General features: G+C 51.1%; 32 protein-coding genes and 3 tRNA genes. 3 read left to right on the top strand and 32 right to left on the bottom strand.

From position 1 onward, the window contains the following. The 19 genes from HGA34_04940 to HGA34_04850 form a co-directional block, all read right to left on the bottom strand. On the bottom strand, positions 1 to 690 hold the full coding sequence (locus tag HGA34_04940; GenBank protein ID NTW22851.1) for an ABC transporter ATP-binding protein: 690 nt from the start codon (positions 688 to 690) through the stop codon (positions 1 to 3). A 31-nt stretch (positions 691 to 721) separates the two neighbouring features. Continuing rightward, a complete protein-coding gene (locus HGA34_04935) occupies positions 722 to 1,489 on the bottom strand; it encodes a DUF1295 domain-containing protein (protein ID NTW22850.1) in 768 nt (255 codons plus the stop codon). Positions 1,490 to 1,496: 7 nt separating this feature from the next. Further along, positions 1,497 to 1,907: a DUF2177 family protein gene (locus HGA34_04930; protein ID NTW22849.1), complete on the bottom strand. Its 411-nt coding sequence runs from the start codon at positions 1,905 to 1,907 to the stop codon at positions 1,497 to 1,499. Next, positions 1,904 to 2,845 carry a DUF523 domain-containing protein gene (locus HGA34_04925; GenBank protein ID NTW22848.1) on the bottom strand — a complete coding sequence of 314 codons (942 nt, stop codon included), beginning with the start codon at positions 2,843 to 2,845 and terminating at the stop codon, positions 1,904 to 1,906. The genes HGA34_04930 and HGA34_04925 overlap by 4 nt, the downstream gene beginning before the upstream one ends. Before the next feature lie 80 nt (positions 2,846 to 2,925). Next, positions 2,926 to 2,996: transfer RNA gene (locus HGA34_04920), tRNA-Trp, on the bottom strand. A gap of 45 nt (positions 2,997 to 3,041) precedes the next feature. Beyond that, positions 3,042 to 3,197: a 50S ribosomal protein L33 gene (rpmG, locus tag HGA34_04915; GenBank protein ID NTW22847.1), complete on the bottom strand. Its 156-nt coding sequence runs from the start codon at positions 3,195 to 3,197 to the stop codon at positions 3,042 to 3,044. Positions 3,198 to 3,283: 86 nt separating this feature from the next. Next, a tRNA-Tyr gene (locus HGA34_04910) sits at positions 3,284 to 3,366 on the bottom strand. A 16-nt stretch (positions 3,367 to 3,382) separates the two neighbouring features. Then, a tRNA-Thr gene (locus HGA34_04905) sits at positions 3,383 to 3,454 on the bottom strand. A 90-nt stretch (positions 3,455 to 3,544) separates the two neighbouring features. Continuing rightward, on the bottom strand, positions 3,545 to 4,417 hold the full coding sequence (locus HGA34_04900) for a tetratricopeptide repeat protein (GenBank protein ID NTW22846.1): 873 nt from the start codon (positions 4,415 to 4,417) through the stop codon (positions 3,545 to 3,547). A gap of 7 nt (positions 4,418 to 4,424) precedes the next feature. After that, entirely contained in the window at positions 4,425 to 5,291 is an 867-nt protein-coding gene (locus HGA34_04895; GenBank protein ID NTW22845.1) for a class II fructose-bisphosphate aldolase family protein, read from the bottom strand. A 21-nt stretch (positions 5,292 to 5,312) separates the two neighbouring features. Further along, the gene (locus tag HGA34_04890; GenBank protein ID NTW22844.1) at positions 5,313 to 6,104 is read right to left on the bottom strand and encodes a triose-phosphate isomerase; all 792 of its coding nucleotides are present in this window, start codon (positions 6,102 to 6,104) and stop codon (positions 5,313 to 5,315) included. 48 nt (positions 6,105 to 6,152) lie between these two features. Then, positions 6,153 to 7,181 (bottom strand): D-alanyl-D-alanine carboxypeptidase, encoded by a 1,029-nt coding sequence (locus HGA34_04885; protein NTW22843.1) that lies wholly within the window; start codon positions 7,179 to 7,181, stop codon positions 6,153 to 6,155. 15 nt (positions 7,182 to 7,196) lie between these two features. Next, a complete protein-coding gene (gene scpB / locus HGA34_04880; protein ID NTW22842.1) occupies positions 7,197 to 7,748 on the bottom strand; it encodes an SMC-Scp complex subunit ScpB in 552 nt (183 codons plus the stop codon). A gap of 12 nt (positions 7,749 to 7,760) precedes the next feature. Next, positions 7,761 to 8,465, bottom strand: a complete 705-nt coding sequence (locus tag HGA34_04875; GenBank protein NTW22841.1) for a segregation/condensation protein A — start codon at positions 8,463 to 8,465, stop codon at positions 7,761 to 7,763. An 18-nt stretch (positions 8,466 to 8,483) separates the two neighbouring features. Then, positions 8,484 to 9,137 carry a YbaK/EbsC family protein gene (locus HGA34_04870; GenBank protein NTW22840.1) on the bottom strand — a complete coding sequence of 218 codons (654 nt, stop codon included), beginning with the start codon at positions 9,135 to 9,137 and terminating at the stop codon, positions 8,484 to 8,486. A 134-nt stretch (positions 9,138 to 9,271) separates the two neighbouring features. Next, entirely contained in the window at positions 9,272 to 10,063 is a 792-nt protein-coding gene (locus HGA34_04865; protein NTW22839.1) for a phosphoribosyltransferase, read from the bottom strand. 68 nt (positions 10,064 to 10,131) lie between these two features. Continuing rightward, positions 10,132 to 10,875, bottom strand: coding sequence for an orotidine-5'-phosphate decarboxylase (pyrF, locus tag HGA34_04860; GenBank protein ID NTW22838.1), 744 nt, complete (start codon positions 10,873 to 10,875; stop codon positions 10,132 to 10,134). A gap of 52 nt (positions 10,876 to 10,927) precedes the next feature. Continuing rightward, positions 10,928 to 11,764 carry a hypothetical protein gene (locus HGA34_04855; protein ID NTW22837.1) on the bottom strand — a complete coding sequence of 279 codons (837 nt, stop codon included), beginning with the start codon at positions 11,762 to 11,764 and terminating at the stop codon, positions 10,928 to 10,930. A gap of 186 nt (positions 11,765 to 11,950) precedes the next feature. Then, complete coding sequence (locus HGA34_04850) at positions 11,951 to 12,907, bottom strand: hypothetical protein (protein NTW22836.1); 957 nt, start codon at positions 12,905 to 12,907, stop codon at positions 11,951 to 11,953. Between the two features lie 210 nt (positions 12,908 to 13,117). Here HGA34_04850 and HGA34_04845 point away from each other — a divergent pair, with 210 nt between their 5' ends. Then, on the top strand, positions 13,118 to 13,354 hold the full coding sequence (locus HGA34_04845) for a hypothetical protein (protein ID NTW22835.1): 237 nt from the start codon (positions 13,118 to 13,120) through the stop codon (positions 13,352 to 13,354). A gap of 30 nt (positions 13,355 to 13,384) precedes the next feature. Here HGA34_04845 and aspS read toward each other — a convergent pair whose 3' ends face one another. Together aspS and HGA34_04835 are read right to left on the bottom strand one after the other, a co-directional pair. Continuing rightward, positions 13,385 to 15,199, bottom strand: coding sequence for an aspartate--tRNA ligase (gene aspS, locus HGA34_04840; protein ID NTW22834.1), 1,815 nt, complete (start codon positions 15,197 to 15,199; stop codon positions 13,385 to 13,387). 12 nt (positions 15,200 to 15,211) lie between these two features. Continuing rightward, positions 15,212 to 15,625: a hypothetical protein gene (locus tag HGA34_04835; GenBank protein ID NTW22833.1), complete on the bottom strand. Its 414-nt coding sequence runs from the start codon at positions 15,623 to 15,625 to the stop codon at positions 15,212 to 15,214. Between the two features lie 669 nt (positions 15,626 to 16,294). On the opposite strand from HGA34_04835, the gene HGA34_04830 reads away from it, so the two are divergent. Next, positions 16,295 to 17,098: a hypothetical protein gene (locus HGA34_04830; GenBank protein NTW22832.1), complete on the top strand. Its 804-nt coding sequence runs from the start codon at positions 16,295 to 16,297 to the stop codon at positions 17,096 to 17,098. 58 nt (positions 17,099 to 17,156) lie between these two features. Next, a complete protein-coding gene (locus tag HGA34_04825; protein NTW22831.1) occupies positions 17,157 to 17,750 on the top strand; it encodes a histidine phosphatase family protein in 594 nt (197 codons plus the stop codon). A 164-nt stretch (positions 17,751 to 17,914) separates the two neighbouring features. Here HGA34_04825 and HGA34_04820 read toward each other — a convergent pair whose 3' ends face one another. The 11 genes from HGA34_04820 to rpsE form a co-directional block, all read right to left on the bottom strand. Next, complete coding sequence (locus HGA34_04820) at positions 17,915 to 18,475, bottom strand: hypothetical protein (GenBank protein ID NTW22830.1); 561 nt, start codon at positions 18,473 to 18,475, stop codon at positions 17,915 to 17,917. 71 nt (positions 18,476 to 18,546) lie between these two features. Next, the gene (locus HGA34_04815; GenBank protein NTW22829.1) at positions 18,547 to 18,804 is read right to left on the bottom strand and encodes a hypothetical protein; all 258 of its coding nucleotides are present in this window, start codon (positions 18,802 to 18,804) and stop codon (positions 18,547 to 18,549) included. A gap of 34 nt (positions 18,805 to 18,838) precedes the next feature. Next, complete coding sequence (gene recO, locus HGA34_04810; protein NTW22828.1) at positions 18,839 to 19,546, bottom strand: DNA repair protein RecO; 708 nt, start codon at positions 19,544 to 19,546, stop codon at positions 18,839 to 18,841. Next, the gene (locus HGA34_04805) at positions 19,543 to 19,767 is read right to left on the bottom strand and encodes a hypothetical protein (GenBank protein NTW22827.1); all 225 of its coding nucleotides are present in this window, start codon (positions 19,765 to 19,767) and stop codon (positions 19,543 to 19,545) included. Before HGA34_04805 ends, recO begins: the two co-directional genes overlap by 4 nt. Next, complete coding sequence (gene ruvX, locus HGA34_04800; GenBank protein ID NTW22826.1) at positions 19,760 to 20,140, bottom strand: Holliday junction resolvase RuvX; 381 nt, start codon at positions 20,138 to 20,140, stop codon at positions 19,760 to 19,762. Before ruvX ends, HGA34_04805 begins: the two co-directional genes overlap by 8 nt. Before the next feature lie 12 nt (positions 20,141 to 20,152). Next, on the bottom strand, positions 20,153 to 20,929 hold the full coding sequence (map, locus tag HGA34_04795; protein ID NTW22825.1) for a type I methionyl aminopeptidase: 777 nt from the start codon (positions 20,927 to 20,929) through the stop codon (positions 20,153 to 20,155). Further along, positions 20,926 to 21,585 (bottom strand): nucleoside monophosphate kinase, encoded by a 660-nt coding sequence (locus HGA34_04790; protein ID NTW22824.1) that lies wholly within the window; start codon positions 21,583 to 21,585, stop codon positions 20,926 to 20,928. The genes map and HGA34_04790 overlap by 4 nt, the downstream gene beginning before the upstream one ends. Before the next feature lie 9 nt (positions 21,586 to 21,594). After that, positions 21,595 to 22,209, bottom strand: a complete 615-nt coding sequence (locus tag HGA34_04785) for a hypothetical protein (protein ID NTW22823.1) — start codon at positions 22,207 to 22,209, stop codon at positions 21,595 to 21,597. A 99-nt stretch (positions 22,210 to 22,308) separates the two neighbouring features. After that, a complete protein-coding gene (gene secY, locus HGA34_04780) occupies positions 22,309 to 23,577 on the bottom strand; it encodes a preprotein translocase subunit SecY (protein NTW22822.1) in 1,269 nt (422 codons plus the stop codon). A 14-nt stretch (positions 23,578 to 23,591) separates the two neighbouring features. Then, positions 23,592 to 24,035, bottom strand: coding sequence for a 50S ribosomal protein L15 (gene rplO / locus HGA34_04775; GenBank protein NTW22821.1), 444 nt, complete (start codon positions 24,033 to 24,035; stop codon positions 23,592 to 23,594). A gap of 27 nt (positions 24,036 to 24,062) precedes the next feature. After that, positions 24,063 to 24,593, bottom strand: a complete 531-nt coding sequence (gene rpsE, locus HGA34_04770) for a 30S ribosomal protein S5 (protein NTW22820.1) — start codon at positions 24,591 to 24,593, stop codon at positions 24,063 to 24,065. Between the last annotated feature and the right edge of the window lie 2 nt (positions 24,594 to 24,595).

Below are 24,595 nucleotides of genomic sequence, written 5' to 3'. Positions count from 1 at the left end.
CTAAATCAAAATCAGCTTTCTGTCCTTTAGTACATACACCCTGTCCATTTTCTTGGCTATCTCTTCATCATGAGTAATTATTATTAGAACCTTGTTTTCCTCCTCGGTTAGGTTTATTAAGAGATCCAGAACACTCTTGCCGGTGATTCTATCTAGAGACCCAGTTGGTTCGTCCGCGAGTATAATCTCCGGTTTATTGGACAAACTTCTGGCGATAGCCGTACGTTGTTTTTCCCCACCTGAAAGGTTATTAACTCCACTATTGGTTTTTTGTGATAATTTAACACTTTCCAAGAGAGATAGAATAAAATCATTATCACTAGCCCCGCTAATTTCTTGTGGAGCCGCGACATTTTCTTTTACTGTGAAAGGCAAAATTAGTTCGAAGGACTGAAAAATAATGCCGATATCCTGATTTCTAAATTTAGCCAAGTCAACCTCTGACAAATTATTCAAATTTTTTGAATTAACGATAACCTCACCAGCATCCGGCCTGTCCAATCCAGCCATGATTGAGAGAATGGTCGATTTACCAGATCCTGAGGGACCGATAATGCCAATCTTCTCACCCCTCCTGACCGTCAAGTTCAAATCTTTTAGGATACTAATTTCCTTTCCGTTCTCAAAAAAAGATTTCGATATATTACTGAGATTAATAATTTCTTCATTTTGGCTCTTGTCTGTGGTCATGTATTTACGTTGATTTTAGAATCATACTTAATTACTGCTTTATAAAAAAATTAGGCACCATCGCTGGAGTTTTTTTGGCATACTCAATAAACTCCTGGTTATCAGTATATCGTTTCTCGGCCAATGGCACACCGGAGACAAACCGCAAGAGTATGGTTATGGTAATTGGTCCAACAAGGCCTAGCCAAAAAAATTGTGTACCAAAAGTAATGAACCAGATTCCCCACCACAAAGTTGCTTCACCAAAGTAGTTTGGATGGCGAGTATAGCGCCAGAGTCCGGTTTTCATGATATGTCCCCTGTTTTCTTCTTTACTCAGAAATGATTTAAGTTGCCGATCGCCAATAGTCTCAAAAACTATGCCGAATAACCAAATCAGCACACCTAAAATGTTTACTAAACTAAAACTACTAGCCGGAGAACTGCTCACAGCCAAAATACTCGCCCCAACTAACAGCAGTAACCCGCCCTGCACCATGAATATTCGGTACCATGAATTGACTATCCCGGAACCGCTCCAGCCTTCTCGCATTTTCTGATATCGACTATCCTCCTTGTCACTTTTTAAAAATCTAGTGCCAATATGATAAGCCAACCGAAATCCCCAAATTGCAACCAACAAAAACAAGAAGATATTTTTTGTGCTAGGATTCATCAAGGCGCCTATCAATGCCAACAAAACGAAGCCGAGACCCCAAGCTACATCAGCCACATCGTTCCTGCTTTTTATCGCTGCATACAAGAACCAAAGATTCATGAATACTATGAGGGCGACAACTTGAGTATAGAGAATTGTCATATAATTATTAGTTAAAAAAATTTCTACCAATAAAAAACGTGGCGACAGAAACAGTTGAAGACAAGACGATGCCCCAGATAATATCAATAATGGTAATCTGCCAGGAATAATCCTTAAGCACGGCAAGGCTGGTCAAGTCAAAGGTCATATAGGTAAAAAAACCAAACATGGCACCGTACAGCAAGGCATATGTCCAAGAGTTTTCACGCACCGCTGGATAAATGGCAAAAATAATCAGACCGACCAAAAATAATAAGTAAAAAAGAATGGCCACTGGCCAGTTCGGCATCGGCTTCATTAGGTGGCCCATATATTTCTGATAGGTATCCTTGGCAATAACCACCAGCCAAAGCATATCAAGAGCAAAGAAAATCGGGACAGCAACAAAGTAAAGCTTGGCAAAATTTAAAATATTCATATAGTTTGTCTGGATTCGTCCCGATATATTACTGGGACAAATCCGTAATTAATATTGTTTTTAAGAGCAATTTTTTCAAGCTCAATTAATTTTTCAAAAAACTTCTGCTTAGCCGAATCAACTGATGGCAGTTTTTCCACATAACAAACTCCTAAATGCTTACAATAAAAGCCCATTTGTTTTTCAGCCATCGCTTTGATGCGATTAATGCTTGAAGGTAGACGCAGTATTTCCAGAACCTCTGATTTGATAACCTCAAGCTCCGTGACTGTAGATTTTTGAGAAATTTCAGCAATCTGGTGACCAAGTTTGTCGGCGCGCACCCTAGAGATCTCCTGACAAAGAAACTTATAATTATGCCAAATATCAGTCAATTTATTTTTATTTTCCACATTCTCTCTTTTGAGCCAAACAAAGGCATGCAGTCTTCTACGCCAATCCCACCATTTCAACGGACTGTCGAGGTCAAGCGACGGTATGAGAAATAATTGCTCTTTCAAAAGCAATGAACCAAATATTCCCGGTGGCTTACCCAGCCTAGCATTCTTGAGCGATGTGCGATATACACCGCAACTCGGTGAGCCATCCATAAAAACAAAAGCCTCGACATTGGCTCTTTGGATATTCCCAAGAGCAGCCAGTGCTCCCTCCTTGATCAGATTTGAGATATTTTCACCTTTTTTATTTTTCATTCTGGACTTACCCTGCCAAAAATCATCACCATTACCATCAACCAGTTTCATAGGATGTCTCGGCACTCCTAAACCGCTCATCACCTCAGGACAGACGGGCGTCCAAATAAAAGCATCCTTTTCCCGACCCAAAGACTCAAGTCTATCCCAGCCTTTTCGATTATACCGAACCAAGGCACCAAAATTACAGGCCGATATACCAACATTTATTTTATCCTTTAGTATATAAGTTTCTGATCTTAACATATAATATTATTATACATCCAATTATATTAAGAGCATATTAACAAAAAAACAAGGCTAATTTTAGCCTTGTTTTTTATTTGCACGGGGTGAAGGAATCGAACCCTCGCCATAGGTTTTGGAGACCCACGTACTACCATTATACTAACCCCGCAAAATCAGAGCTCAAAAATAATTTTGAGCTCTGAGCAAATTTCTTTTATTTGGTTTCTTTGTGGCCGGTGTGCTTGCCACAGTGCTTGCAGAACTTGTTCATTTCCAAGCGCGTCTTCAGAGTCTTCTTATTTTTCCGAGAAAAATAATTGATCGTCTTGCACTCGGTGCACTCCAGCTTGATCATGTTATCTTGGCTCATATGCGTTGTTTCGATTTAATATGCAGTCCGCTCGGTTGCCGGCATTTCAGCCGAAGGTAGGCGCAAGCAAGCAAAGACTGTTTCGGTGGGCCGAGCATGATTCGAACATGCGAAGGCGAAAGCCAGCAGATTTACAGTCTGCCCCAGTTGACCGCTTTGGTATCGACCCAAATTTAAATAACGTGAGCCGAAACCGGGACTTGAACCCGGGACCCCTTCCTTACCATGGAAGTGCTCTACCACTGAGCTATTTCGGCAAATTTGTCCCTAGCCTAGGCCACGGACGGCAGTGAACTTTTCAAATATAAAAAAGCCAAAGGCTTTTTGTATAGTTATCTAGCAATAAGCTAAATTTCGTCAATTTGTCGCTTAAATTCGCTTAATTTCTGGTTTTCCGGGTTGACCTTAAGGAACCGGTCATAAGCTTCCAGCGCCAAAACTTTATCCTTTATTATTATACTGATTCTTAGCGTAGTGTCAAGATAACGGGGATTATTAGGCTCAAGCTTCAAAGCCAGTTTCATATTGTCCGCCGCGCTGAACATATCGCCAGTCTCTTCATAAACCAAGGCCAGATGGTAGTAGGTCTGGGCCCTCTGGTTATTGATCTCGAGCGAGCGGAGATAGTCGGATTTGGCCAGCTCGAGGTTGCCCGAGGCCTGGGCCACCAAGGCCAGGTCTTCATAGGCTTCTTCGTCGTCAGCCTTCAGCTTCAAGATGTGCTCGAAGGTCTGTTTGGCCTCTTCCAGGTCCTTGCGCTCGACATACAGATGGCCGAGCGCCTTAAAGGCCTTGATATTCTTACTGTCGATGCTGATAATCTCAATCAATTTCTTTTCGGCCGGCCCGTAATCCTCCTGGCGGCGCAGCTCTTCTGACTCCTCATACAAGGCCGCGATGCGCTTTTCTGCGTCTTCGGGAGTGGAGGGCTGTTCGGTCCGATATTTCTCCTTAAGGTCGTGGAGCTTGGCGTAGAGCGACTTCAGGACTTCCGATAGCCAGCCGAAAACCGGCCGGGTGAAACGGGCGACCTTGGCATACCAGCGCAAGACGTTACGCTTCAGGCGGTTGCTTAAAATCCGCTCCTTGAAGCGGGCTTCTTTTTCAGCCGGAATATTTTCGACGTCAAGACTGGCCAGTGCCGGAAATTTTCTGATGGCAATGACTGCCATCACGCCGAAACTGACCAACATTAAGATTAGAGGGATAATATCGTACATAGTTTATTTATTTTTTCGGCTTGGGGATGCAGAACGCGCAGCCGAAGACCTTCATTTTTTCCGCCACCACGGCTTCGACAGCCGCGATTGTCGGTGACAGCAGGTTACGCGGATCAGTCTCGTCAGGGTTGTCTTTGCAGTTCTTGATCAGAGTGCGGCAGAATGCCACTTTGATGTCGGTGCCGATATTGATGACATCGACTCCGCCCTTGATGGCCTGGCGCATCTCGTTGTCGTCATTCCCTGACCCGCCATGAAGAATGAAAGGTATCTTAACCTTTTCCTTGATTTTACGCAAGAGCTCGAAATCTATAGCTTCGTTAGTGTAAGCGCCGTGGGCCGTACCGATGGCGGCAGCGATGGTGTCGACCCCCGTCTCCTCAGCGAAACGGATTACGTCCTCGAGCTTGGCCTTGGGAATATCGATTTCGCCGCCAACGCTGCCATGACCTCCCACCATAGCTCCGACCTCACCTTGGACCCACACGCCCTTGCTATGGCCGAATTCGACCACCTGCTTGGTCAGGGCGATATTCTCATCGATGGGCAGGTCAGAGGCGTCGATATGGACCGAGCTGAAACCGGCATTGATGCACTCGACGACCGAGGCGAAACTCTTGCCGTGATCTAGATGCAGGGCGATCGGCATGTCTGGCGCGATATTCTTGGCCACAGTAGACACGATATGGGTCACCGGCTTCAGGCCCAGATATTTGATCGTGCTTTCCGAGACTTGGATAATGGCCGGCGAGCAGTTGTTCTGCGCGGCATGAGCGACGCCCAGCGCCGTCTCGACGTTGTGGATATTGAACGATCCGACCGCGTAGCCCTTCTTGCGGGCATCTTCAACTATGTTCTTGATGTGGACTAGCATGGGTTATTCTTTGATGGTTAATTATGAGCAGCAGGTCAGCATGGCCTTGGCCACCTTGTGGAACTCCTTGGCGTCGAGACTGGCGCCGCCGACCAAAAGGCCGTCGATATTCTCGAGATTGACGAAGTCCTTAACGTTCTTGCTCGAGATGCTGCCGCCGTAAATGATTTGGAAATTGTTGCTCGAGACTTGCGGGCCGAACATGTCGTTCAGTGTCAGCTTGATGATCTTGTGGGCATAAACTGCCTCTTCCGGTTCGATGGCGATGCCGGAACCGATCGCCCAGATCGGTTCGTAAGCGACGATGATGCGCTGATTTTCCAAAAGGTTAATGCCGCCAAGCGACTGCTGCAACTGGTGTACCAAGACGAAATCGCGGCGATCGGTCTTGCGCTCATCCTCGCTCTCGCCCAAACAGACGATCGGTGTCAGGCCGTCGGTATTCAAAACCGCCTTGAGCTTCTGGTGGATCATCTCGTAGTTCTCTAACATATACTTGCGCCTTTCCGAGTGTCCGATGATCACGTATTCGCAGCCGGCCTCGATGAGCATGCTGGCCGAGACCTCGCCGGTATAGGCACCGCGGTCTTCCCAGAAAATATCTTGGGCGCCGACCGCAATCGGGGTATCTTTCAAGACCTCTTTGACATCTTTGATGGATAAGAAATTAGGACAAACGCCGACTCGCGCCTTCTTGAAATCCGTGAATAGCTCTTTCATCTCTTTGGCCAATTCGACGCTTTCCTTGAGTCCGAGCTTCATCTTCCAGTTGGCCACGACGACCTTGGATCGCCCCTTGTTATCTTTTTCCATGATATTTCATTAAAAAATTAATCATATATATTATAGCACGCTTAGCCGCTATTGCCAGCGATAATTCCGATAGGTCCAGTCAGCCAGACGGTAAGCTTCATGAAAGCGCGAGGCATCGCTAGGGCTGCCAAGAATTACCGAGATGACTGGATTACGGCTAGAATTAGCGAATATTCCCACGAAGCAATACCCTGCCTTGATGATGTGCCCGGTCTTGCCGCCTAGAAGAGTAATGCCGTCACTGAACTCATCATCAAGGAGCTTATCCGTGCTCTGCGCAAAAACCTCCTTGCCTGCCAAAGTCTTGGTGCGATAGCTGTCGGTCAGGGTCGCATCCTTGATCTCCTTTTGAGCCAAAGCTGTCTTGGCGATCAGCGCCACCTCCTGGGCATTCGAGACGTTCTGGTCAGACAAACCGACAACGTCGGCGAACGAACTCTGGTTCAATCCCAGGTCGCGCATCTTCTCGTTCATCTTGGCTACGAACTCCTCAGTCGTCAGGCCTGTCGAATTTGCCAAAGCCACCGTTTCACTATTGCCTGAGGCGACCAAGCTCAGATAGAAAAGATCCTTGACCTTAACCTGGTCTCCGTTGAACAGATAGATCTTGCCGCCATCGCGCCGATCGCTCGGGCGCATCTCATAGACCTTGTCCCATCCGGGATTATGATCCAGAAAAACCATGGCCGTAACAAGCTTGGTGATGCTGGCAATCGGCCAGACCGCCTTCTCGTTCTTGGCGAAAAGCACCATCTCGTTCATGCCGTCAAGGACGATGCTTGATGATGCATTGACTAAGGGATCGGTCGAACTGGCATCGCGTCGGACCGGCATCCGCAGACCAGCGATCGGCAAGCCGTTATTGGTGAGACGGAGCATCTGCCGATGGCCGATCAAGGCCAAGGCCGTGCGGCCGACCAGCAATTCAGTCGACCAATGTATGGCCTGGTCGATGCGCTCCTTTTTGACCCATGGCAAAATCGGCTCCTGCGGCATGTGCCAATCAGGAACACTCAAGCTGATGTTTAAGAAAAATATGGAGGAGATCACTCCCCCTAGAAGACTGGCTAAAAACATAATTGAACGTCTTGTTTATACTGCGACCTCCGGCTGCTCCAACATGCGATCAATCGTATCATCCTTATGCAAACGCTCGTAATCAGGCAATTCTTTCACGTCATTCAGGCCCAAAAAGCGGATAAAATCGAAAGTGACCGAGAAATAGGCGTCGTCCTTGGTCTTGTCGTGCTTGCTCTCGATCAGGCCGCGCAGGAGAAGATTGCGCAGGATCAGGCTGCAGTTGATGCCGCGGATGCGGTCGATGTCCAGCTTGGATATCGGACCGCGATAGGCGATGATCGTCAAAGTCTCCAAGCTCGGCCGCGACAGCTCGCCGGTCGTCTCGTCCTTGATGAAATCCTGGATCAGTTTGGCATTCTCCGGCGCACTGACCATCTGCAAGCTGTTGCCATTGCGAATGATCTGCATGCCGCTGCCCGACTGCTTGTACTGCTCGATCATCTCTTCGCCGGCTTTTTCCACCTCTTTCGGCTGGGTGCCGGTCAGATCCGCAATCGTCTTCAGTGTCATCGCCTTGGCGGAGATGAATAACAGCGATTCTATTTGCGACTTAAGGTTATCCATATGCTAATTTAATTATAACTTGCTGATTTCGATATCGCCGAACATCTCGTCCTGATTGACGTCGATCTGCCGCATGCGCACCAGCTCGAGCATAGCCAGGAAAGAGACGATGATTTCGGTCTTGTTCTCGGCCTCCGCGATCAGTTGGTTGAACCCGACCTTCATGCGCTCAAGCAAACGCTGCTCAATTAGGAGTATCTTCTCTTCGATATTGATTTTTCGTTCCAAAATTTTCTCTTCAAGCGCCGTTTCTGCCGGCTTGATGCGCGTCAGCAACTCCTCAAAGACGGTAGCGATCAGGCTTTTGACCAGATTTTTCGGCGGCGAGAATTGGTTATCGACGTACAGGGCGGCCTTACGGTTGAATGGGCGAGCGAACATGAAATGCTTTTTGCCGATCATGGCAGAAATCACCTTGGTCGCCTCCAAGAACTCCTGGTACATCTTGAGCTGATGTTCGAGCTCGGCGATTTCCTCTTCCTCTTCCGGATATAGATAAGGCAGCAACGCTTTGGACTTGATCAAGAGTAGCCGCGCCGCGACCACCAAAAAATCAGCCATCTCCTCGGGATTGGCCTCGGACATCGCCTTGATGTAGAACATGTACTGGTCCGCCACCTTGGCCAGGCTGACCTGGGTGATGTCTAGCTCTTCCTTCTCGATCAATTGATAGAGGAGAGACAACGGGCCCTCGAATTTTTCAAGCTTTATGATCATTGGCTATGTGCGATCGGTTTATTTTTTCTTAGCCGGCTTCTTCGCGACAGCCTTCTTGGCCGCGACCTTCTTCACCGCCGGCTTAGCTTTCGGCTTAGCAACGGCCTTCTTTACCTTTTTGATGACGCGCTTCACGCCGAACTTGGCGACAGCCGCCTGCTCGGCCTTGATGAAATCCTTGACTGCCGCTTCGATCGAATGGTTGGAATTGCCGGCCGAAAAGATCGCCTTCTTGGCCTTGGCCAAATTCTCATCGATAATGACTGGCAGATTGTGCAAGCCGCCGAAGGCGGTCAGGGCCTGGTTCTTGGTCTTGGTAATCTGTTCTACGATATCTTCACCCGGAATCTTAATGACCTTGATAACCTTTTTGGTCTGCTTGCCGATCGCGGCCTGGAGCTTCTTGATATCCAGGTTGTGATCAGCCGGCAAGATGACGACGAAATAATCCTGGTCCGCCTTGACCAGAAGCGACTTGGCAATCTCCGAAAGCTTGCGCCTAAGGGTCTGGGCCGCGTCAAAAGCCGTATAAACGGTCTTGTGCGCGATTACCTCATGGGGCACGCCGGCCTTTTCCAGATAGGCGATGATCTTGGGGGAAATCGGCAGGGCTTTCTTGACTTTTTTTGGCTTTTTTTCGCTATTTTTCTTAGCTACTGGTTTTTTAACCATACATTTATAACCGAACAATGGTCGATTTTTAATAAATAAAGCCTAATTGACCTTATTATAACTGACTTTCCGGCTTCTGGCAAAATAAAAAAGGGGGATGCGCGCGCATCCCCCGGACAGTATCATCGGTATGATTACTGTATAAAAGGTTCGATTTTTTCCCAGCTGTTCTTGGGTTTCCAGACGATGTTTCCCGCAGCGATGTCGGCCGCGACGTAAGGGTCGTCCTGACGATACTGCTTGGCCGGCGAATGGTCAAACGACAGAACTGGCAGTCTGATTCCCTCATACTCATACTCCGTCAATTCAGACCGGTTCTTGATGCAAGCGATGGCAATCGGGACTGCCTGTGCATCGAGGATGAGCTTGATCGCCTTGCTGGTGGTCGAAAAGTTGTTGACCACGTCTTCGGTAATGATGACATGGTCGCCCGGCTCAGGCGTGTGTCTGTCGAAGACCAGGATGCTTTGCTCGCGCTGGGTCGCGGTCTCCGCTTCAATCACCTTCTTCTCGGCGTAGATGGCTCGGGCGTACGAGTCGGCGCGGGCCAGAGCCTGTGCAAAGGTGATGCCGCCCATAGGCATGCCAAGAAATATGGGAAAGCTATGATAGCCGTTAACTCCGGTGAGTTGGAGACGGCGCAGCTTTTCGGCGTATTCGTCCAGAATGAACGGCCACTGCTCGAGCTTGGCGCAGTTGAAGAATATTTCGCCGACATAATGCGCTTGCGATCCGTCGCCGACATCATACTTGCCGGCGTAGCCGACCAACGGTCCGAGCCGCTTGCCTTCCGCGTCTTTCGGCGTCTCATAGAAACCGCCACAACGCTTAAGCGTGTTGTCCAGTCCTTCAACTATCTCAGGACGGATCTTTCTTTTCAGCAATTGCACTTGCCCCTTACCCCCTGCTGATCCGCTTGCGCTCATGCGTACCTCCTTTTTCTGCTGCGTGGTTGATGGTTTGCCTTTTACCTGAAATGTTTCGTAAATACTGATTACTGCTGCAATACCTGGACGATCTCTTCCGTTATGGCCTGTGCGGCGGCTACGGGGTCGGGCTGCTCGATGATCGGGCGGCCGATGACCAAATAGTTGGATCCGGCTGCTACGGCTGCTCCCGGGGTGGCGATGCGCTTCTGGTCGTCGGCTTTAGCGTCGGCCGGACGGATGCCCGGCGTGACGATCAGGAAATCAGGACCGCAGGCTTCGCGGATCAGCTCGATTTCCTGAGGCGAACAGACGACGCCATCGACGCCGCAGGCCTGGGCCAGCTTGGCCAGCTTGACGACCATCTCTTTTACCGGGAGGTCGATGCCGACAGCTTTGAGCGTTTCCTGATTAGAAGAGGTGAGGATGGTGACGGCCAGGACTTTGGGACGATTCTCCGGGTCGGGATACTCGGCGCGCAGAGCCTTCATGGTCGTTTCCATCATCTCCGGACCGCCCAGGGCGTGCAGGTTGAACATCTTGACGCCGAGCCTGGCTGCTTCGAGCCCTGCCATGGCGACAGTGTTGGGGATGTCGTGGTACTTGAGATCGAGGAAGACTTCCCCGCCCATACCTTTGATCAGCTTGATAACTTCCGGTCCGCAAGCGGTGAAGAGTTGCTTGCCGATCTTGAACATGCCGACATGCGGAGCTAGCGGTCTTGCGACCCGATGTGCCGCAAAAATGTCCGGTACGTCCATTGCTACGATAATCTTCTTTCTCGCTTCGTCCAACAGTTCCGTCTGGTTCATACAGTTGCCCCCTTTTGGCGTTATTTCCATCTCCAATCTGCTGCGTGATTAATCAAGCTGCCTCCGTTTCACCTCCGTTCAATTCCAAAAGTTTTTGACGCTCAAGCAACGCTTGTTTGATTTCTTCGATGATCCGGTCCGCGGCCCTAGTCGGGTCGCCGACTGAAACCGGCGGTTGGCTGATCGGCTTGCCGATGATTACGGCGTCGGCGCCAGCCATGATGGCTTGGTGCGGGGTAATGACCTTGCTGCGGTTACTGACCGGCACCCAGAGCGGACGCACGTCGCGGGTCGCGACGCATGCTTCCGGCAAGCAGGCTCGGATGGCAGCGGTCTCGTGAGACGAGCAAATGATGCCGTCGACACCCTTGTCTCTGATCATCTCGATCAGCCGGACCTCTTGCTTGCTGGTGACCAGGCAATTCGCTCGGCATTCCTCATGGTCGACCGACGAACGTGGCGTAGCAGCGAACAACAGGCTCTTGCCTTTGTTCTCGCTGGCGGCCGAAATTGACCTCATCCCTTGTTTGGCCTGCACGCTGAGCATGCAGACTCCCATGTCGGACAGGGTCTTGGTCGTCGAGCCGATCGTGCTGGCAATGCCTGCCAGCCGGCCATCCCAGAATATCCGGTCCTTGGCTTCGTTGAATATTGCGCGTACCTTCCGCATATTGTCGGCGGCGGCACTGTCCGACGAGCACAGCAGGCTGGCCAGCATCGCGCTAGCCAATTCCGGTCCGAACTTGAAATACCCGACATGGCTCGAGAGGAGCGATACCAGGCACTGCGCGCGGACGAAATCTGAAGTGTTCAAAGCGAAAATGATCCGATCCTTCGGTTCTGGAAACAACTCTACCTTGGTCTTCCTCGGGTCCCCTTCCTTCTTCATTCCGGTCTCCTTGTCGATGCGGTGGATTTTTATCAGCTTCTTGATTGCGTTTATGATAAAAAGGACATATAAAAGCCAAAGGCTTTTTGTATGGTCGGGAATTTATGTTCCTCGACCAAAAACAAAAACCCAAGCGATTTACCTTGGATTTTTGCTTATTTTAATGGCTTTTTCGCGATTTGTCAACTATCTCACCGGGGCCGGTTTCGGCTCAGCCGGAACTATTGTCTTGCCATCAGGCAGGGCCGAGAGGCGCTGAGTAAGGCACTGATTTCCAGCGTCATGCGGCCAACGGGAGGAATAATACCGATTCAGATCTTCTTCCTTATTCCCACGCCTGAAGGTGGCGCAGAGCTCATACAGCTTGTCTTTGCCCGGCTTATAGACTATCTTCTCGCCGCTGACCGGGTCGGTGAGCTGTTTTTCGTCAGTAATCCGCTTCTCTTTGACTAGCGTATCCAGATCCGACGGCATCTTGCCGTTTTCCATATAATACGAGTTGATGGCGCTATCAATGACGTCAAAGCGGCCCAGAAGCAGCTCATCGGTACGCCGGTCACGGGCTTCACCGGGCGAACCGGCATAAATAATGGCTAATACCAATGCGACGACCACTAGGGCGCTACTCGAATAGCCGTACCACATCGCCGTCTTATCATCTGACTCTACTTTCTCTCTTCGAATATCATACCAATAGTATCCGCCGATTACTCCGGCAATCAGCAACGATGCCAAGGCCTTGAGACCGAACTTCGCTGTCAGATCGCCGTTCATGTAACTGGTCAAGGTGCCGATCAGCCAGCCGATCATGACCACTGAAACGATCAGGAGGATGAGGTAGGTCAGCCAGCGCCTGATAGCCGCTTGCATTTCCAATTTGCCTGAGACCAGGCTCTGGTTGATGTGGCGGACAGTCAGGAAATAGATCGGGCTAGCGATGATCAAGGCAGCTACGGCGTATTTCAGCGCCCCCTGCTCGAAGGCTTCGGTATGTATCGGGTCGGTGATGAACTTGTTGATTATCTGGAAGATTACCATGCCGACAGAGGTACTGACGAACACCAGCGAGACCAGAGACAAGAGATACAGGAAGGCGAATTTAGCCGCATTGTTGGCTTCGCGAGCCATGATTGGCTGTTCCATAAATTTGTTGCCGTTCGGCCATGTGTGGCCGGATTCGGCTTATTTGTTAACCTATATTAATAACATACCACTTTGGCTAACTTTTGCAACAATTCATTAAGATTTTATGAATAAAACGGGAGGCGAACAGACATTACTATTGACAAATATACCAATCTATGGTATATTTGATTGTTTAAATGAACCTTACCAAGAAAGGAGAAAAGGATTATGAAAATCCTGATCACCGCCGTCTTCGTCGCATTTATTTCGACCTTCCCCTCGGCCACCGCCACCTCTCACATTCTCCTTCCCCCCAAAGAAAACCCGCTCCAGGATCGGCTTGATTCCCGAAAAGAACTTGAGATTGAGTTATCAGTCTACAAAAGAATCAAGCTCACCCCAGAGCAAAAACGACAACTCCTCAAGCTCGATCTCGAGCTTGAACAAAAAAGACTGCTGGATTAAACCCCAGCAGTCCCTTTTTGTTTTTGCGAGCTATTCGCCTTTGTCGTATATCTTGTCAGCCAATTTCGGCGGGATGTTCAATTTGATATGCAGTTCCTTGAGCTGTCTCTCAGTCACCTCGCTCGGCGAGTCCATCATGGCATCGCGGGCCTGGCCGTCCTTCGGAAAGGCGTAGATATCGCGGATTGAATCGAGGTCGAACAGCACCATCATCAGGCGGTCGATGCCCGGAGCGATGCCGCCGTGAGGCGGTGCACCGTATTCGAAGGCGCGGATCATGCCGCCGAAGCGCTTGTCCACGTCATCCTTGGTGTAGCCGGCCAACTCGAAGGCTTTGTACATGATGTCTGGACGATGGTTGCGGATCGCACCGGAAGAGATCTCATAGCCGTTGCAGACTAGGTCATATTGATAGGCCAGGATTTCCAACGGGTTCTGTTCGAGCAGGGCCTGCATGCCGCCCTGAGGCATCGAGAACGGGTTATGGCCGAAATCGACGCGGCCGTCCTCTATATCAGAGTAATCATACATCGGGAAATCCTTGACCCAGCACCAGGCGGCCTTGGTATTATCCTTGAGGCCCAGGCGGCTGCCGCAATCGTTGCGGACCGCGCCGAGGGCGGCGCAGACGGTCTTCCAAGTATCAGCGCCGAAGAAGACGATATCGCCCTGTTTGGCCCCGACCTCATCCATAACCTGTTTGGTTAGCTCGTCACCCAAGAATTTGATGATCGGCGAGACCAGGCCCTCGTCTTCTTTCCAGGAAATGTAGGCCAGGCCTTTGGCGCCTTTGCTTCTAGCGATTTCGGTCATCTCATCGATCTCCTTGCGGGAGAACTTGGCGCCGCCGTCGATCTTCAAGGCATGCACTACGCCGCCGGTCGCGACGGCATCGGCAAAGACCGAGAAACCGCAGCCAGCTACCAGCCGGCTAACCGGCTTGATCTCGAAGTCGAAGCGCAAATCAGGCTTGTCGATGCCGTATTTGGTCATGACTTCGTGCCAGGTATAGCGCGGAAACGGTTTCTGGATGACTTCCTTGTTGCCGAACTTCTCAGTCAGCTCGATCATCAGCGGCTCGACGGTGTTCCAGATATCCTCCTGCTCGACGAAGCTCATCTCCAAATCGATCTGGTAGAAGTCGCCAGGGTGGCGGTCATTGCGCGGATCCTCATCGCGGAAGCAAGGAGCGATCTGGAAGTAGCGGTCGAAACCGCCGACCATCAAGAGCTGCTTGAATTGCTGCGGCGCCTGGGGCAAAGCGTAGAATTTGCCCGGATAGAGGCGTGACGGGACCAGATAGTCGCGTGCGCCTTCGGGCGAGGAGTTAGCCAGGATCGGTGTCTGCACCTCGACGAAGTTGAGCTGTTTGAAATAATCGCGCACGTGGCGGATAACCTCGTTGCGCTTCATCAGGACCTCCTGCAGCTTCGGGCGGCGCAGATCGAGGAAACGATATTTCAGGCGCATCGATTCCTTGACGTCTTTCGCCTTCTCGTCGTCGAGCTCGAATGGCAGAGGCTTGGATTCGGACAGGACTTCGAGCGTCGAGACTTCGACTTCGATCGTGCCGGTCGGAAGCTTGTCGTTGACCATCTCATCAGGACGGGCAGCCACTTTGCCCTTGATGTGGATGACCCATTCGCTGCGCAGGCGGTCAGCCGCCTGGTAAGCCTCGGCGCCGAACTTCTCATCGAAGGTCAGCTGAGTGATGCCGTAACGGTCGCGCAGATCGATAAAGATGATGCCGCCGTGGTCGCGGCGCTTAGCGACCCAGCCGGAGAGCTCGACCTCTTGCCCGGCCAGCGCCTTCGTCAATTCGCCGCATGTGTGTGTTCGCAACATAGTTTTGAATTATTATATAGTTTCTAAAAAATCCTCGATGGTCTTGTACCGCTCCTGAAATATCAGGTAAAGCGTCTCCGGCTTTTCCAATTCGCCGATCAGGATCAGCGGCTTGCCCAAGCCGTAGGCGATTCCCGCTTCGACGTGGACTGAGTTGCCGGCCGGGAAAAGTGCGATGACTTTACCTGCGCCCCTGAGCCCTCGCAAATCTTCTTCAAAGACATACCGATAGTGCTTGTCATTGAAGAAATCGGAAACCGATTCGAACTTCTCCATCTGCTTTTCCGGATGATCATGAGGATTATCAGGGTCAGCCGGGATGTCGCAATGGTTATAGCAAGTCTTCCCTCGCTTGGCCAACTCTGCAACCAGAAGATCCGTCTGCTGTTTGTTCCTGAATTTGGATATTACGATGTAATCGGTCATAGGGTTTTAAAAATAAAAAACCTCGTCTCTAAATACGGCAAAATGCCATATCTAAGGACGAGGATTCTCGTGGTACCACCTTAGTTTTTATCCGCCTGGGGCGGACCCGCCAAAGGCAAACAAACACTTAATTATGCTCTTAACGCAAGCTTACGACGGGTTCTAGTGATCAGCCAGGCTGACTTTCTTCCCGCACCTCCCCTGGTGTTGGCCAAGGTTTTATCCTCCGCAGCCTGTGGCGTAGGGGGACTGATGGTTTTGATTCGATTTTAAGGATAGATAGAATATACTATGATTGCTAAAATTAGTCAATAGTTGACATTTTAGCCATTTTGAGCTATATTTATCCCATCATTAACAACCGCAAAATCCATAAATCAGATCCCTTGGGGCTTCCCGAGGGGCTGGGTCTGATTTTCTCCCGCAAGGGAGGGGATGATTTCTGCGCTAGTGGAAATCCGGCTGCCCCCGTAACCATGGGCTAATCGATGTCGCGCAAGCGGAGTCGATGAGCAGGAATCATTTGCTGGCACATTCCGTGGCAGTTTTTTATTTCTGAAAGAAAGGTGGTACCGCGAAGAAGACTCTTCGTCCTTTCGTACGATTTTTTGTCGTACGAAGGGATGGGGAGTTTTATTTTTTTATCGCTCATTCAAAAAGGAGACGACCATGCCATTCAACAGCAAAGACTACCGACCCTTCCACGGAACCGATGTCCACTTTTCCCGCAGCGACCAACGCAAGGTCAAGCGCATCCAAGGCCAAGCCGTTATCTTATCGACTGTCTGCCCGGACTACCCTCACGAAGATGGCAAGTACACCTTCAGGGGCGAACTGGGGCGCGGTGCCAGCCTGACCGCCGCATCGCACCTCCGGCGCGTCCCCGATCTGATCAGCGGTCTTAACGGTCAAGAAATCGCGACCCGCTGGCTGATCCTAGTAGCCGACCTGCCGGAGCTCACCAGCCAGCAAAAGGAGTTCTATCTCCGGGTCGCCGCTTCGAAGGACGACTACATCGGACGCTGCGAAGCTTCGGCCAAAGCCATAAAGGAGCAGATAGGCTCTTTGGGCGAAGTCAAAACCTTTTCCAGCTGGTACACCGAACAGAACATCCCGTATCTTGAGGTCCAAGAAGAAGTTGCCGAGCGCATCCTCCACGAAGCCAAGCACAATCGGGCTTTCAGCGGCAAATTCGACGCTTTCTGCGCCATGCGGCAGAATCTGGCTGCTAAATTCCGCGGCCGCCGATTGACTGCCGAGGAGTCGGCCCAGGCGGCGGCCCATGGCATGAGTCTTTACGTTACCCACGGCAGCCTGCTGCGCAAGCTGTTCGCCGATCATAACTTGGTGGTCATCAACCATTTCACGCCCAACCTGCAGAATTTCTTCCTCTCAAGGTTCGTGCCTGGATGCGGCCACCTGGAAAACGCGCAAAAATTCCCCCTAGGCGTGATCGACGATTCGTGGTATTGATTTTAGAGAGGCGCTGCTGACAGCGGCAGCGCCTCTCCCCTTTATTATGATCATACTCATGAAAACCGGGCCTTACGACCCGCAAATATCCGGAAAAACCAAGTACGCTAGCGTAGCGGCTTTGACGCGCCAAGAATACGATCCGCCACTGGACGAAGCTAAGGTCAGCGCCTGCCTCGACAAGCCAGGCATCGACCGGCTCCATGACGTTGCTGCGGTTTTCTGTTCAGACCTTCTGCGCACGAAACAGACCGCTGACTTCCTTGTGCGCCAAAAGATCGTCAACAACAAGGCTTCAGTTACTGCCTCCTCCCTGCTCCGCGAGATACGCTTCGATGTCGCCACCGTCTGCTCCGAAGAAGACTACGCCCAGCGAGGCAGCGATGCCGTACGCCAAGGTTTCATCGATGGTTTTATCAGCGATTCGCTTCTTGAATCAAGAAACGAAATCAAAGCGCGTTGCGACCAACTGCTCGCCCATATGCGGCAAGAGACGAACGATACCCTATTCATTTCCCACACCTTTTTTCTCAAAATATTCCTAATTTATCTTGAGCAGCCATCACTGTTCGAGCAGCCATCGATCATCTCCGAATTCATTGACCCGCGGAAACGCATCATGAAGTTCTGTGAGCAAATATTTCTTCCGTAAAAAAAGCCGCATGTTTCCATGCGGCGTCGGACCAGGGGCCCATCAGGCTGCCTTTTTCAGCCTCTTTTTGATAAACTGGCCCAGCTGAACTAGCGGGGCGAAGAACTCCTTGAACGCCTCAAGCGCTATTTCGGGAGTTTTTTTCAAAACTTGCTTCGGAGTGCTCATGTCTGCCTCCGTTCCAGCGGAAGTTTCAGACACTGCGGATGCCAGGTCGAGGGGTCCTCGATGGCCATCCAGCCGGTTGCCCGACACTGCTCGATGACAGCGGTCTGATTGAGAGTAGAGGCGAACCCGTGTTCGAGCTTGAACATGAACTTATCGAGCTCACCCTCCCAAACGATTTGCGGTGCCGCAATTCCTCTTTCGGGAATGACTTGCTTGACCCGGACTAAGACGGAATCGGGTGATAAGCGCATGGAAATGCGGCGGCTTGCCTTTTCCCAGTCGGCAGCGAAGCCCCAGTATTTGGCCATAGGACCGCGGTCGGTCCACATGGTCAGATATACCAGTTCGTCACTGCGGGTTGGCGGACGGAAATCCATCCGGTACGGCAAGCGGCTTGCCAGGTCGAAATCGAGTTTGCCCAGATGGCGCTCGACCGGACCGGCAAAATGCTTGGAGCGGAAAAATACTTCCCTTTTCTTCTTCGGATGTTCCTCAACCACGTAACCGAAGCCCTCTTCACCGAAAAACTTGACCTGGCCTCTGCTCAATTGGAGCATTGGCGATGAAACTCTGCGAGCCATAGGTCATACCTCCAAAATAAATTTTCCTGCCGAAACGGCGTCTTGCTTCAGATCAGATCAGAACTGCGCTTTTCCCGCTGCTGCTCTCCCGCACCTCGCCTGCGCAAAGGTACGGCGGTCTGTGGTGCCTGTGACACATACACGACGCCTCCACCGCGGCCGCCGACTTTCGAGCCAGGCTGCTCGTCAGCCTTCTTTGTCGCTTCCTTGAAAGTCGCGATATCGAGATAATTGCCACCGTCTGCCATGAAGACATTGAACGGACCTACCACTTCAGGGTTATCATTGGACCAACCGTCAGACATCACCATCTTGCAACACCTCCTTTCAGTGTTAGTTTCACTGCTCCATGAGCCGTGTTGTAATGAGCGATATTTCTAATGCCAGACTCCGGTCAACTTTTAAGTTGCGGAATCGGCTGATTTCCAGTTCATTGGCTAATCTTAGCAATTTAACAGCATTTTCAGATATTGTCAAGCCCTTGGCCTGGCCAGCGCACCGCTGACAGACTATGCCATTTTTCGCCTGGTCCAACATGATGCCCTCGGCATCCGGTTTAGACCCGCAAAAAACGCACCTATGCAAATCCGGCTCGTATCCGGTCCGGGAAAGCAGCCGGAAAATCGACAGATCGGCCCAGAGGGCGGCGTCCTCGGCATGCTGGACGCCGTCAATCAAAGCCAAGATGTCGCGCAGCTCGACAAAAAGCGTGATGTCTGGCTGCCCCTCCTTTATAGTCTTATCAAAAAATCGGCACACCCGACTCGCCGCCTCAACCCTGTCAAAATCGGATTTTATCCCGACCAGGCAATTGCTGCTCAGAGCACTGCCCATATAGTCATGAGTCTTGCCCCTGACCACCATGCAATCGATAAAACAAAACGGCTCGACATGAGCCGCTATTTTTGAGCGGAATTTCCTAGCCCCTCGTGCAATCAGCGCCTGCTTCCCTTTTTCCGGGCTGTAAGCCGTAATCAGAAGGTCATGTTCGCGGAATGGTTGGCGCTTCAGGACGATAGCCTTGATGCGGTAAGTCTCTTCGATCATTTTTGTCCAGAATCATTGATTGATTTTATCTTGCCGAAACATGACAATCCATCCCGACCGACATAGGCCCAGCCGCGGCAGACGATTGTCTGGCACTTTCCCGAACCGTCAACCTTATCGATGCAAGCCGACAGCTTCATTCCTATCAGCAGAAAATAGATGGCTGCTGCTGCAAACGCGACCAAAGCTATGATCAATAGATACTTTGCGAAATCAGGCATGTTTGTCGAAAAAACTTTGTAAAATCAGCATCGCCGCAATCGCGTCTCGCGGCGCTTTATCCTTCTTGCCGCCGACTAGCGCATCGCCAGCCTTGCTGGAAAGCCTTTCATCGACCTGCTCGATCGGCAAGCCGGTCAAGTCAGACAGATCAGAAATGAATTCTTGAACCTTTTCATGCATCTCTCCTTTTTCCTTGCGCATAGTCAAAGGAAGCCCCACCACCAGATGTTCGATATCCTCTTCCTTGATCACCGCAACTATGTCAGCCAGAGTGCTTACGACTTTGAAAGGAGTGGCGAGCTTAGTCAGGCTGTCACCCAATGCCAAGCCGATCCTTTTCGTGCCGTAATCGATACCTAAATACCTTTCCATATTCGATAATAATTATCTTGTCAGAACCAGATTGCCTGTCTTGGTGACGGCAACGGTATGTTCGAAGTGGGCCGACAGACTTTCATCAGCAGTGTCGATGCTCATGCCGTCGGGACCGGTCACGACCTCATGCCGGCCCATGTTGACCATCGGTTCGATCGCGATTACCATGCCCGGCTTGAGCAGAATGCGTTTGTTGGCCTCGATCGGAAAATTAGGGATCTGAGGCTCTTCGTGCACCGCCTTGCCTACGCCATGCCCTACCAAGTCGCGCACCACGGAAAAACCTTGCGAAACCACATAGTCTTCTACTGCCCGTCCGATGTCGTAGATACTGGCGCCTGGCTTCACCTTCTTGATTGCCAGCTCGAGCGATTGCTTGGTCGCTTCGATCAATTTCTGCGCCCTAGCACCGATCTTGCCCACGCCGAATGTCACCGCCATGTCTGTAAAGTAACCGTTCCGAGCCGGATATTCCATGCCGATGTCGATACTGACGATGTCGCCATCGAAAATAGCGCGCGCCGGCAAAGCCGGGGCGTGGACGACCTGATGATTGATGGAAATGCACAAGGCTGTGGGATAGGGCCTTCCTTGCGGCACGGGACAGTAACCTTTGAATGCTGGGCGGCCTCCGGCCTGATCGATCAACTCGCAGGCCAGCTTCTCCAACTCGGCCGTGGTAGTTCCGGGCTTAGCTGATTCTGCAACCTTCTTTAGAATGAGTGACAAGATCTTGCCACCTTCGCCTATCTTGGCGATTTCAGCTTCGGTTTTTATGATAATCATATATATTTCTTCAGTTTGCGCATCAACTCGCCATCGACTTTCTTAATCGGTTGCTCGCCGTTGATCTCGATCAAGAATCCCTGCTTGCGCCAATAAGAAAGGATCTTGGCGCTTTCCTTGTGATAGGTGCGAAGGCGTGATTTGACTACGGACGGCTTGTCATCGTCGCGAATGAACAGCTTGCCGGCGCAGCGGTCACATTTGCCATCTTCTTTGGGAGGCTTGCTGGCGACATGATAGACGGCGCCGCACAAGCAAGCGCGCCGTCCGCTAATGCGCCGCACCACCTCTTCGTCACTGACGTCGATCAGCAAAGGCACGATCGATGGCTCAGGTTTCTTGGTTGACAAATGGCCGAGCAGGAATTCCTGCTGGCTCAGTCGCCGAGGATAACCGTCGAAGATGACACCGGCTGCCGTATCCTTCCGGCGCAGGCGTTTCAGCAAGAGTTCACCGACGATCTCGTCGGAAACCAGCCTGCCTTTAGCCAGGAGCGCCTTGACTGACAGCCCGATCGGCGTGCCTCTATCTATCTCCGTGCGCAACAAATCGCCGGTCGAGATGGCCGGCAAGTTGAGGCGTTCGGCAAGCAGTTTGACCTGGGTTCCCTTGCCTGATCCGGGAGGTCCGAAAACGATGAAATATTTCTTTTGCATTGATATTATTTAAGGTTGGAAATAAGGCCTTGAGGGGGTGCTGTTGGACTGGCCGCCACTGGCGACTCCGCCATCAGTGCGGGTAAGAGGCGCGACATTGCCGGCAGGGCCGCTGGCGAAACCCGACTTCTGCGGTCCGGTTCCCTTGCCAGCGAAACCGGTGGTCACATTAGCCGATTGTCCGGCCATTATGTGGGTGGTCTCGCTCTTGGCCAAATGGCTGTTCGCCATTTTCTGGGCTTCGTAGATATTGTCCTTTTGCCGCACTTTGCCAAGCCGCTCCTCTGTGCGCTGCTGCTCCTTGGTCAAGCCGCCCGATGGGCTGATCTCCCCAATCACTTTTTCACGCTGGGCTTCATTCATCTTCAATCTTAATTTCAAGAAATCATTGACCTGATATGCCTTTTTGCCGCTGAAATTCTGCTTGATGAACTGTTTCACAGCGCCGGTGTTGGCCAGCTTGTTGGTGCCGGTGAATTTTCCGATCTGCTCGCGAAAACGCTTGAAGGCTGAATGGCCTACGAATTCCTTGCCTTGGAGATTCTTTGAAAGATAAGTCGAGGTCCAGGGCTTGTTCGGATTGTTCGTTGTCGGCCGGTTGCGCAGAGGTGAAGAGCCAAACATAGTGGAAATTTACTAATGAATACCTATATTATAACTTAACTTAGCAAAAAACAAAAGCCGCCCCCTAAAGAAAGGAAGGCGGCTTTTTATGCGATGGGGTTAAACTCCTTCGTATTCGCGCATGGTCAGCTGCGACTCGATCTGCTTGACCGTCTCGATAACGACCGATACGACGATCAGCAAGCTGGTGCCGCCGATGGCCAATGACTGGATATTGGTAAAGTAGCGCATGATCAAAGGCAGAATGGCGATGATGCTCAAGAATAGAGCGCCAGCCAGGATGATCTTATAGGTAGTCTGAGCGAGATACTCGGCAGTCGGACGTCCCGGGCGGATGCCAGGAATGAAGCCGCCTTGCTTCTGCAAATTCTCAGCGATCTGGCTCGGATGAAAAACGACTTCGGTATAAAAGAAAGTGAAGGCGAAGACCAGAATGAAATAGATTACGGCATAGAACAGCTGGTTCTGGAATATCTGATAGACCCACTGGGCTGCGTTGGCGATGAACTGGGTCTTGGCCTGGATGAAGAACTGGGCGACCATCGGCGGGAACAGCACGACTGAAACAGCGAAGATGATCGGGATGACGCCGGCCATGTTCACTCGCAAAGGCAAGTGGCTGGTCGAACCGCCGAACATCCGGTTACCTCGCATCTGCTTGGCGTATTGCACCGGCACGTTGCGCTGGCCCTCGCTGATGATGACAACACCGATAATGGTGGTTATGGCGATAGCCAGGAACCACAGCAAGGTGAACAGCTGCGACTGGTCGAAATTGACCATGATCTGCTGCAAAGAGACCGGGATGCGGGCGACGATGCCAGCGAAGATGATCAAGGAAATTCCGTTGCCAACCTTCTTTTCGCTGATCAGCTCACCGAGCCACATCACGAAGACGGTGCCGGCGGTGATAGTGAGCAGCATGACGAAAATATCGAAAGGATTGGTTGCGGTGATGATATCGCGGTTAGACTGGCGCAAGATAGTGATCATGCCATAGCCCTGTAGAACAGCCATCGGTACGGTCAGCCAGCGGGTCCACATATTGATTTTCTGCCGTCCCGCCTCTTCCTTGTTCATTTCTTCCAAAGAAGGAATGATCATGCCCAAAAGCTGGAAGATGATCGAAGCGGTGATGTACGGACCGACGCTCATCATGATGACGGAGAAGTTCTCCATGCCGCCGCCGGAAAAGAGATTCATGAGACCGAGAATCTGGTTCGAATTCATGAATGCCTGCAATTCCTTGACATCGACTCCCGGAACTGGAACGTGGGCAGCCATGCGGAATATGACCAACATGCCCAAAACATAAAGGATGTTGTTCCTCAAGTCTCTGGCCTTCCAAATTTGGATAAGCTTATTCATATGGATGAGTGGTGCTATTTGGTAATAACCTTGCCGCCAAGCTTTTCTAGTTGCGCTTTAGCGGTCGCGCTGACTTTCAGGTTCACTAACTCCAGATTTTTAAGGGAAAGCTGGCCCTGTCCCAAAATTTTGACAGATTTGCTTGCATTCTCAATCAGGCCCGCCTTGAGGAGGGTGTTAGGGGTTACCTTGCCGCCTTCTTTGAAGTGGCGGTTGATGGCCGTCAGATTGACGACCTGATCCTTGTCCTGAAGCGAAGTAAAGCCGCGCTTCTTAGGCAGGTTCAAAAGCATCGGCTTCATGCCGAGCCTCTTCAGGCCGGAAACGCCCGAACGGGATTTCTGACCCTTCAGACCGCGAGTACTATAGGTGCCGTGTCCGGAGGCGTTACCGCGTCCGACGCGTTTGCGCTTCTTGGTTGCGCCCTTATTCGGCTTCAAATTGCTTAAACTCAACATACGATATCAAATTCAATGTGTTAAAAACTATTTAGCAGATTCGGCTACGGCTTCAGTGACCGGAACAGCCTCCTTCTTCATTTCAATTTTAGCCTTTTTGGCCGGTTTCTTCAAATTGGCCAAGGCATCGGAAACGCACTTGGCGTTATTCACCTTGTTGCTAGTGCCCAAAGTCTTACAAGTGATGTTCTTGATGCCGGAAAGCTCCAAAACCATGCGGACAGCGCCGCCAGCAATGATACCGCGGCCTTTAGAAGCCGGCTTGAACAGGATTTCGGCTGCACCCAGCTTATGAGTGATGGCATGAGGGATGGTGTCGTTGACAATCGGCACTTCGACCAGATTCTTCTTGGCCTGGGTCGCTGCCTTGGAAATAGCTGCAGTCACATCGAGGCCTTTGGCCAAACCGATGCCGACTTTGCCCTTCTTGTTGCCGACAACCACACAAGCTCGGAAACGCATTCTCTTGCCGCCGGCCATAACGCGGGTAACGCGGGCCAAATCGACTATCTTCTGCTCGAATTCCTCGATGATTTCCTCACGACGGCCGCGATTCATCG

Source organism: Candidatus Falkowbacteria bacterium (assembly GCA_013336275.1).
GTDB lineage: Bacteria > Patescibacteriota > Patescibacteriia > Patescibacteriales > GWE2-39-37 > JAAXUA01.
Note: the sequence above shows the minus strand (reverse complement) of the source record. Positions and strands in the feature narration are given on the sequence as shown.

Bases quoted from the DNA above. Each gene is read 5' to 3' on its own strand.
- HGA34_04930 (NTW22849.1), bottom strand. From the start codon at position 1,907: ATGAATATTTTAAATTTTGCCAAGCTTTACTTTGTTGCTGTCCCGATT.
- HGA34_04815 (NTW22829.1), bottom strand. From the start codon at position 18,804: ATGTCTGACGGTTGGTCCAATGATAACCCTGAAGTGGTAGGTCCGTTC.
- HGA34_04890 (NTW22844.1), bottom strand. From the start codon at position 6,104: ATGGAAAAAGATAACAAGGGGCGATCCAAGGTCGTCGTGGCCAACTGG.
- HGA34_04830 (NTW22832.1), top strand. From the start codon at position 16,295: ATGCCATTCAACAGCAAAGACTACCGACCCTTCCACGGAACCGATGTC.
- rpsE (NTW22820.1), bottom strand. From the start codon at position 24,593: ATGAATCGCGGCCGTCGTGAGGAAATCATCGAGGAATTCGAGCAGAAG.
- HGA34_04845 (NTW22835.1), top strand. From the start codon at position 13,118: ATGAAAATCCTGATCACCGCCGTCTTCGTCGCATTTATTTCGACCTTC.
- HGA34_04790 (NTW22824.1), bottom strand. From the start codon at position 21,585: ATGCAAAAGAAATATTTCATCGTTTTCGGACCTCCCGGATCAGGCAAG.
- map (NTW22825.1), bottom strand. From the start codon at position 20,929: ATGATTATCATAAAAACCGAAGCTGAAATCGCCAAGATAGGCGAAGGT.
- HGA34_04835 (NTW22833.1), bottom strand. From the start codon at position 15,625: ATGACCGATTACATCGTAATATCCAAATTCAGGAACAAACAGCAGACG.
- HGA34_04870 (NTW22840.1), bottom strand. From the start codon at position 9,137: ATGGTTAAAAAACCAGTAGCTAAGAAAAATAGCGAAAAAAAGCCAAAA.
- HGA34_04885 (NTW22843.1), bottom strand. From the start codon at position 7,181: ATGTTTTTAGCCAGTCTTCTAGGGGGAGTGATCTCCTCCATATTTTTC.
- rpmG (NTW22847.1), bottom strand. From the start codon at position 3,197: ATGAGCCAAGATAACATGATCAAGCTGGAGTGCACCGAGTGCAAGACG.
- HGA34_04850 (NTW22836.1), bottom strand. From the start codon at position 12,907: ATGGAACAGCCAATCATGGCTCGCGAAGCCAACAATGCGGCTAAATTC.
- HGA34_04935 (NTW22850.1), bottom strand. From the start codon at position 1,489: ATGACAATTCTCTATACTCAAGTTGTCGCCCTCATAGTATTCATGAAT.
- HGA34_04865 (NTW22839.1), bottom strand. From the start codon at position 10,063: ATGAGCGCAAGCGGATCAGCAGGGGGTAAGGGGCAAGTGCAATTGCTG.
- HGA34_04820 (NTW22830.1), bottom strand. From the start codon at position 18,475: ATGCTCCAATTGAGCAGAGGCCAGGTCAAGTTTTTCGGTGAAGAGGGC.
- pyrF (NTW22838.1), bottom strand. From the start codon at position 10,875: ATGAACCAGACGGAACTGTTGGACGAAGCGAGAAAGAAGATTATCGTA.
- scpB (NTW22842.1), bottom strand. From the start codon at position 7,748: ATGGATAACCTTAAGTCGCAAATAGAATCGCTGTTATTCATCTCCGCC.
- HGA34_04855 (NTW22837.1), bottom strand. From the start codon at position 11,764: ATGAAGAAGGAAGGGGACCCGAGGAAGACCAAGGTAGAGTTGTTTCCA.
- HGA34_04785 (NTW22823.1), bottom strand. From the start codon at position 22,209: ATGTTTGGCTCTTCACCTCTGCGCAACCGGCCGACAACGAACAATCCG.
- ruvX (NTW22826.1), bottom strand. From the start codon at position 20,140: ATGGAAAGGTATTTAGGTATCGATTACGGCACGAAAAGGATCGGCTTG.
- recO (NTW22828.1), bottom strand. From the start codon at position 19,546: ATGATCGAAGAGACTTACCGCATCAAGGCTATCGTCCTGAAGCGCCAA.
- aspS (NTW22834.1), bottom strand. From the start codon at position 15,199: ATGTTGCGAACACACACATGCGGCGAATTGACGAAGGCGCTGGCCGGG.
- HGA34_04895 (NTW22845.1), bottom strand. From the start codon at position 5,291: ATGCTAGTCCACATCAAGAACATAGTTGAAGATGCCCGCAAGAAGGGC.
- secY (NTW22822.1), bottom strand. From the start codon at position 23,577: ATGAATAAGCTTATCCAAATTTGGAAGGCCAGAGACTTGAGGAACAAC.
- HGA34_04875 (NTW22841.1), bottom strand. From the start codon at position 8,465: ATGATCATAAAGCTTGAAAAATTCGAGGGCCCGTTGTCTCTCCTCTAT.
- HGA34_04825 (NTW22831.1), top strand. From the start codon at position 17,157: ATGAAAACCGGGCCTTACGACCCGCAAATATCCGGAAAAACCAAGTAC.
- HGA34_04900 (NTW22846.1), bottom strand. From the start codon at position 4,417: ATGTACGATATTATCCCTCTAATCTTAATGTTGGTCAGTTTCGGCGTG.
- HGA34_04940 (NTW22851.1), bottom strand. From the start codon at position 690: ATGACCACAGACAAGAGCCAAAATGAAGAAATTATTAATCTCAGTAAT.
- HGA34_04925 (NTW22848.1), bottom strand. From the start codon at position 2,845: ATGTTAAGATCAGAAACTTATATACTAAAGGATAAAATAAATGTTGGT.
- rplO (NTW22821.1), bottom strand. From the start codon at position 24,035: ATGTTGAGTTTAAGCAATTTGAAGCCGAATAAGGGCGCAACCAAGAAG.
- HGA34_04805 (NTW22827.1), bottom strand. From the start codon at position 19,767: ATGCCTGATTTCGCAAAGTATCTATTGATCATAGCTTTGGTCGCGTTT.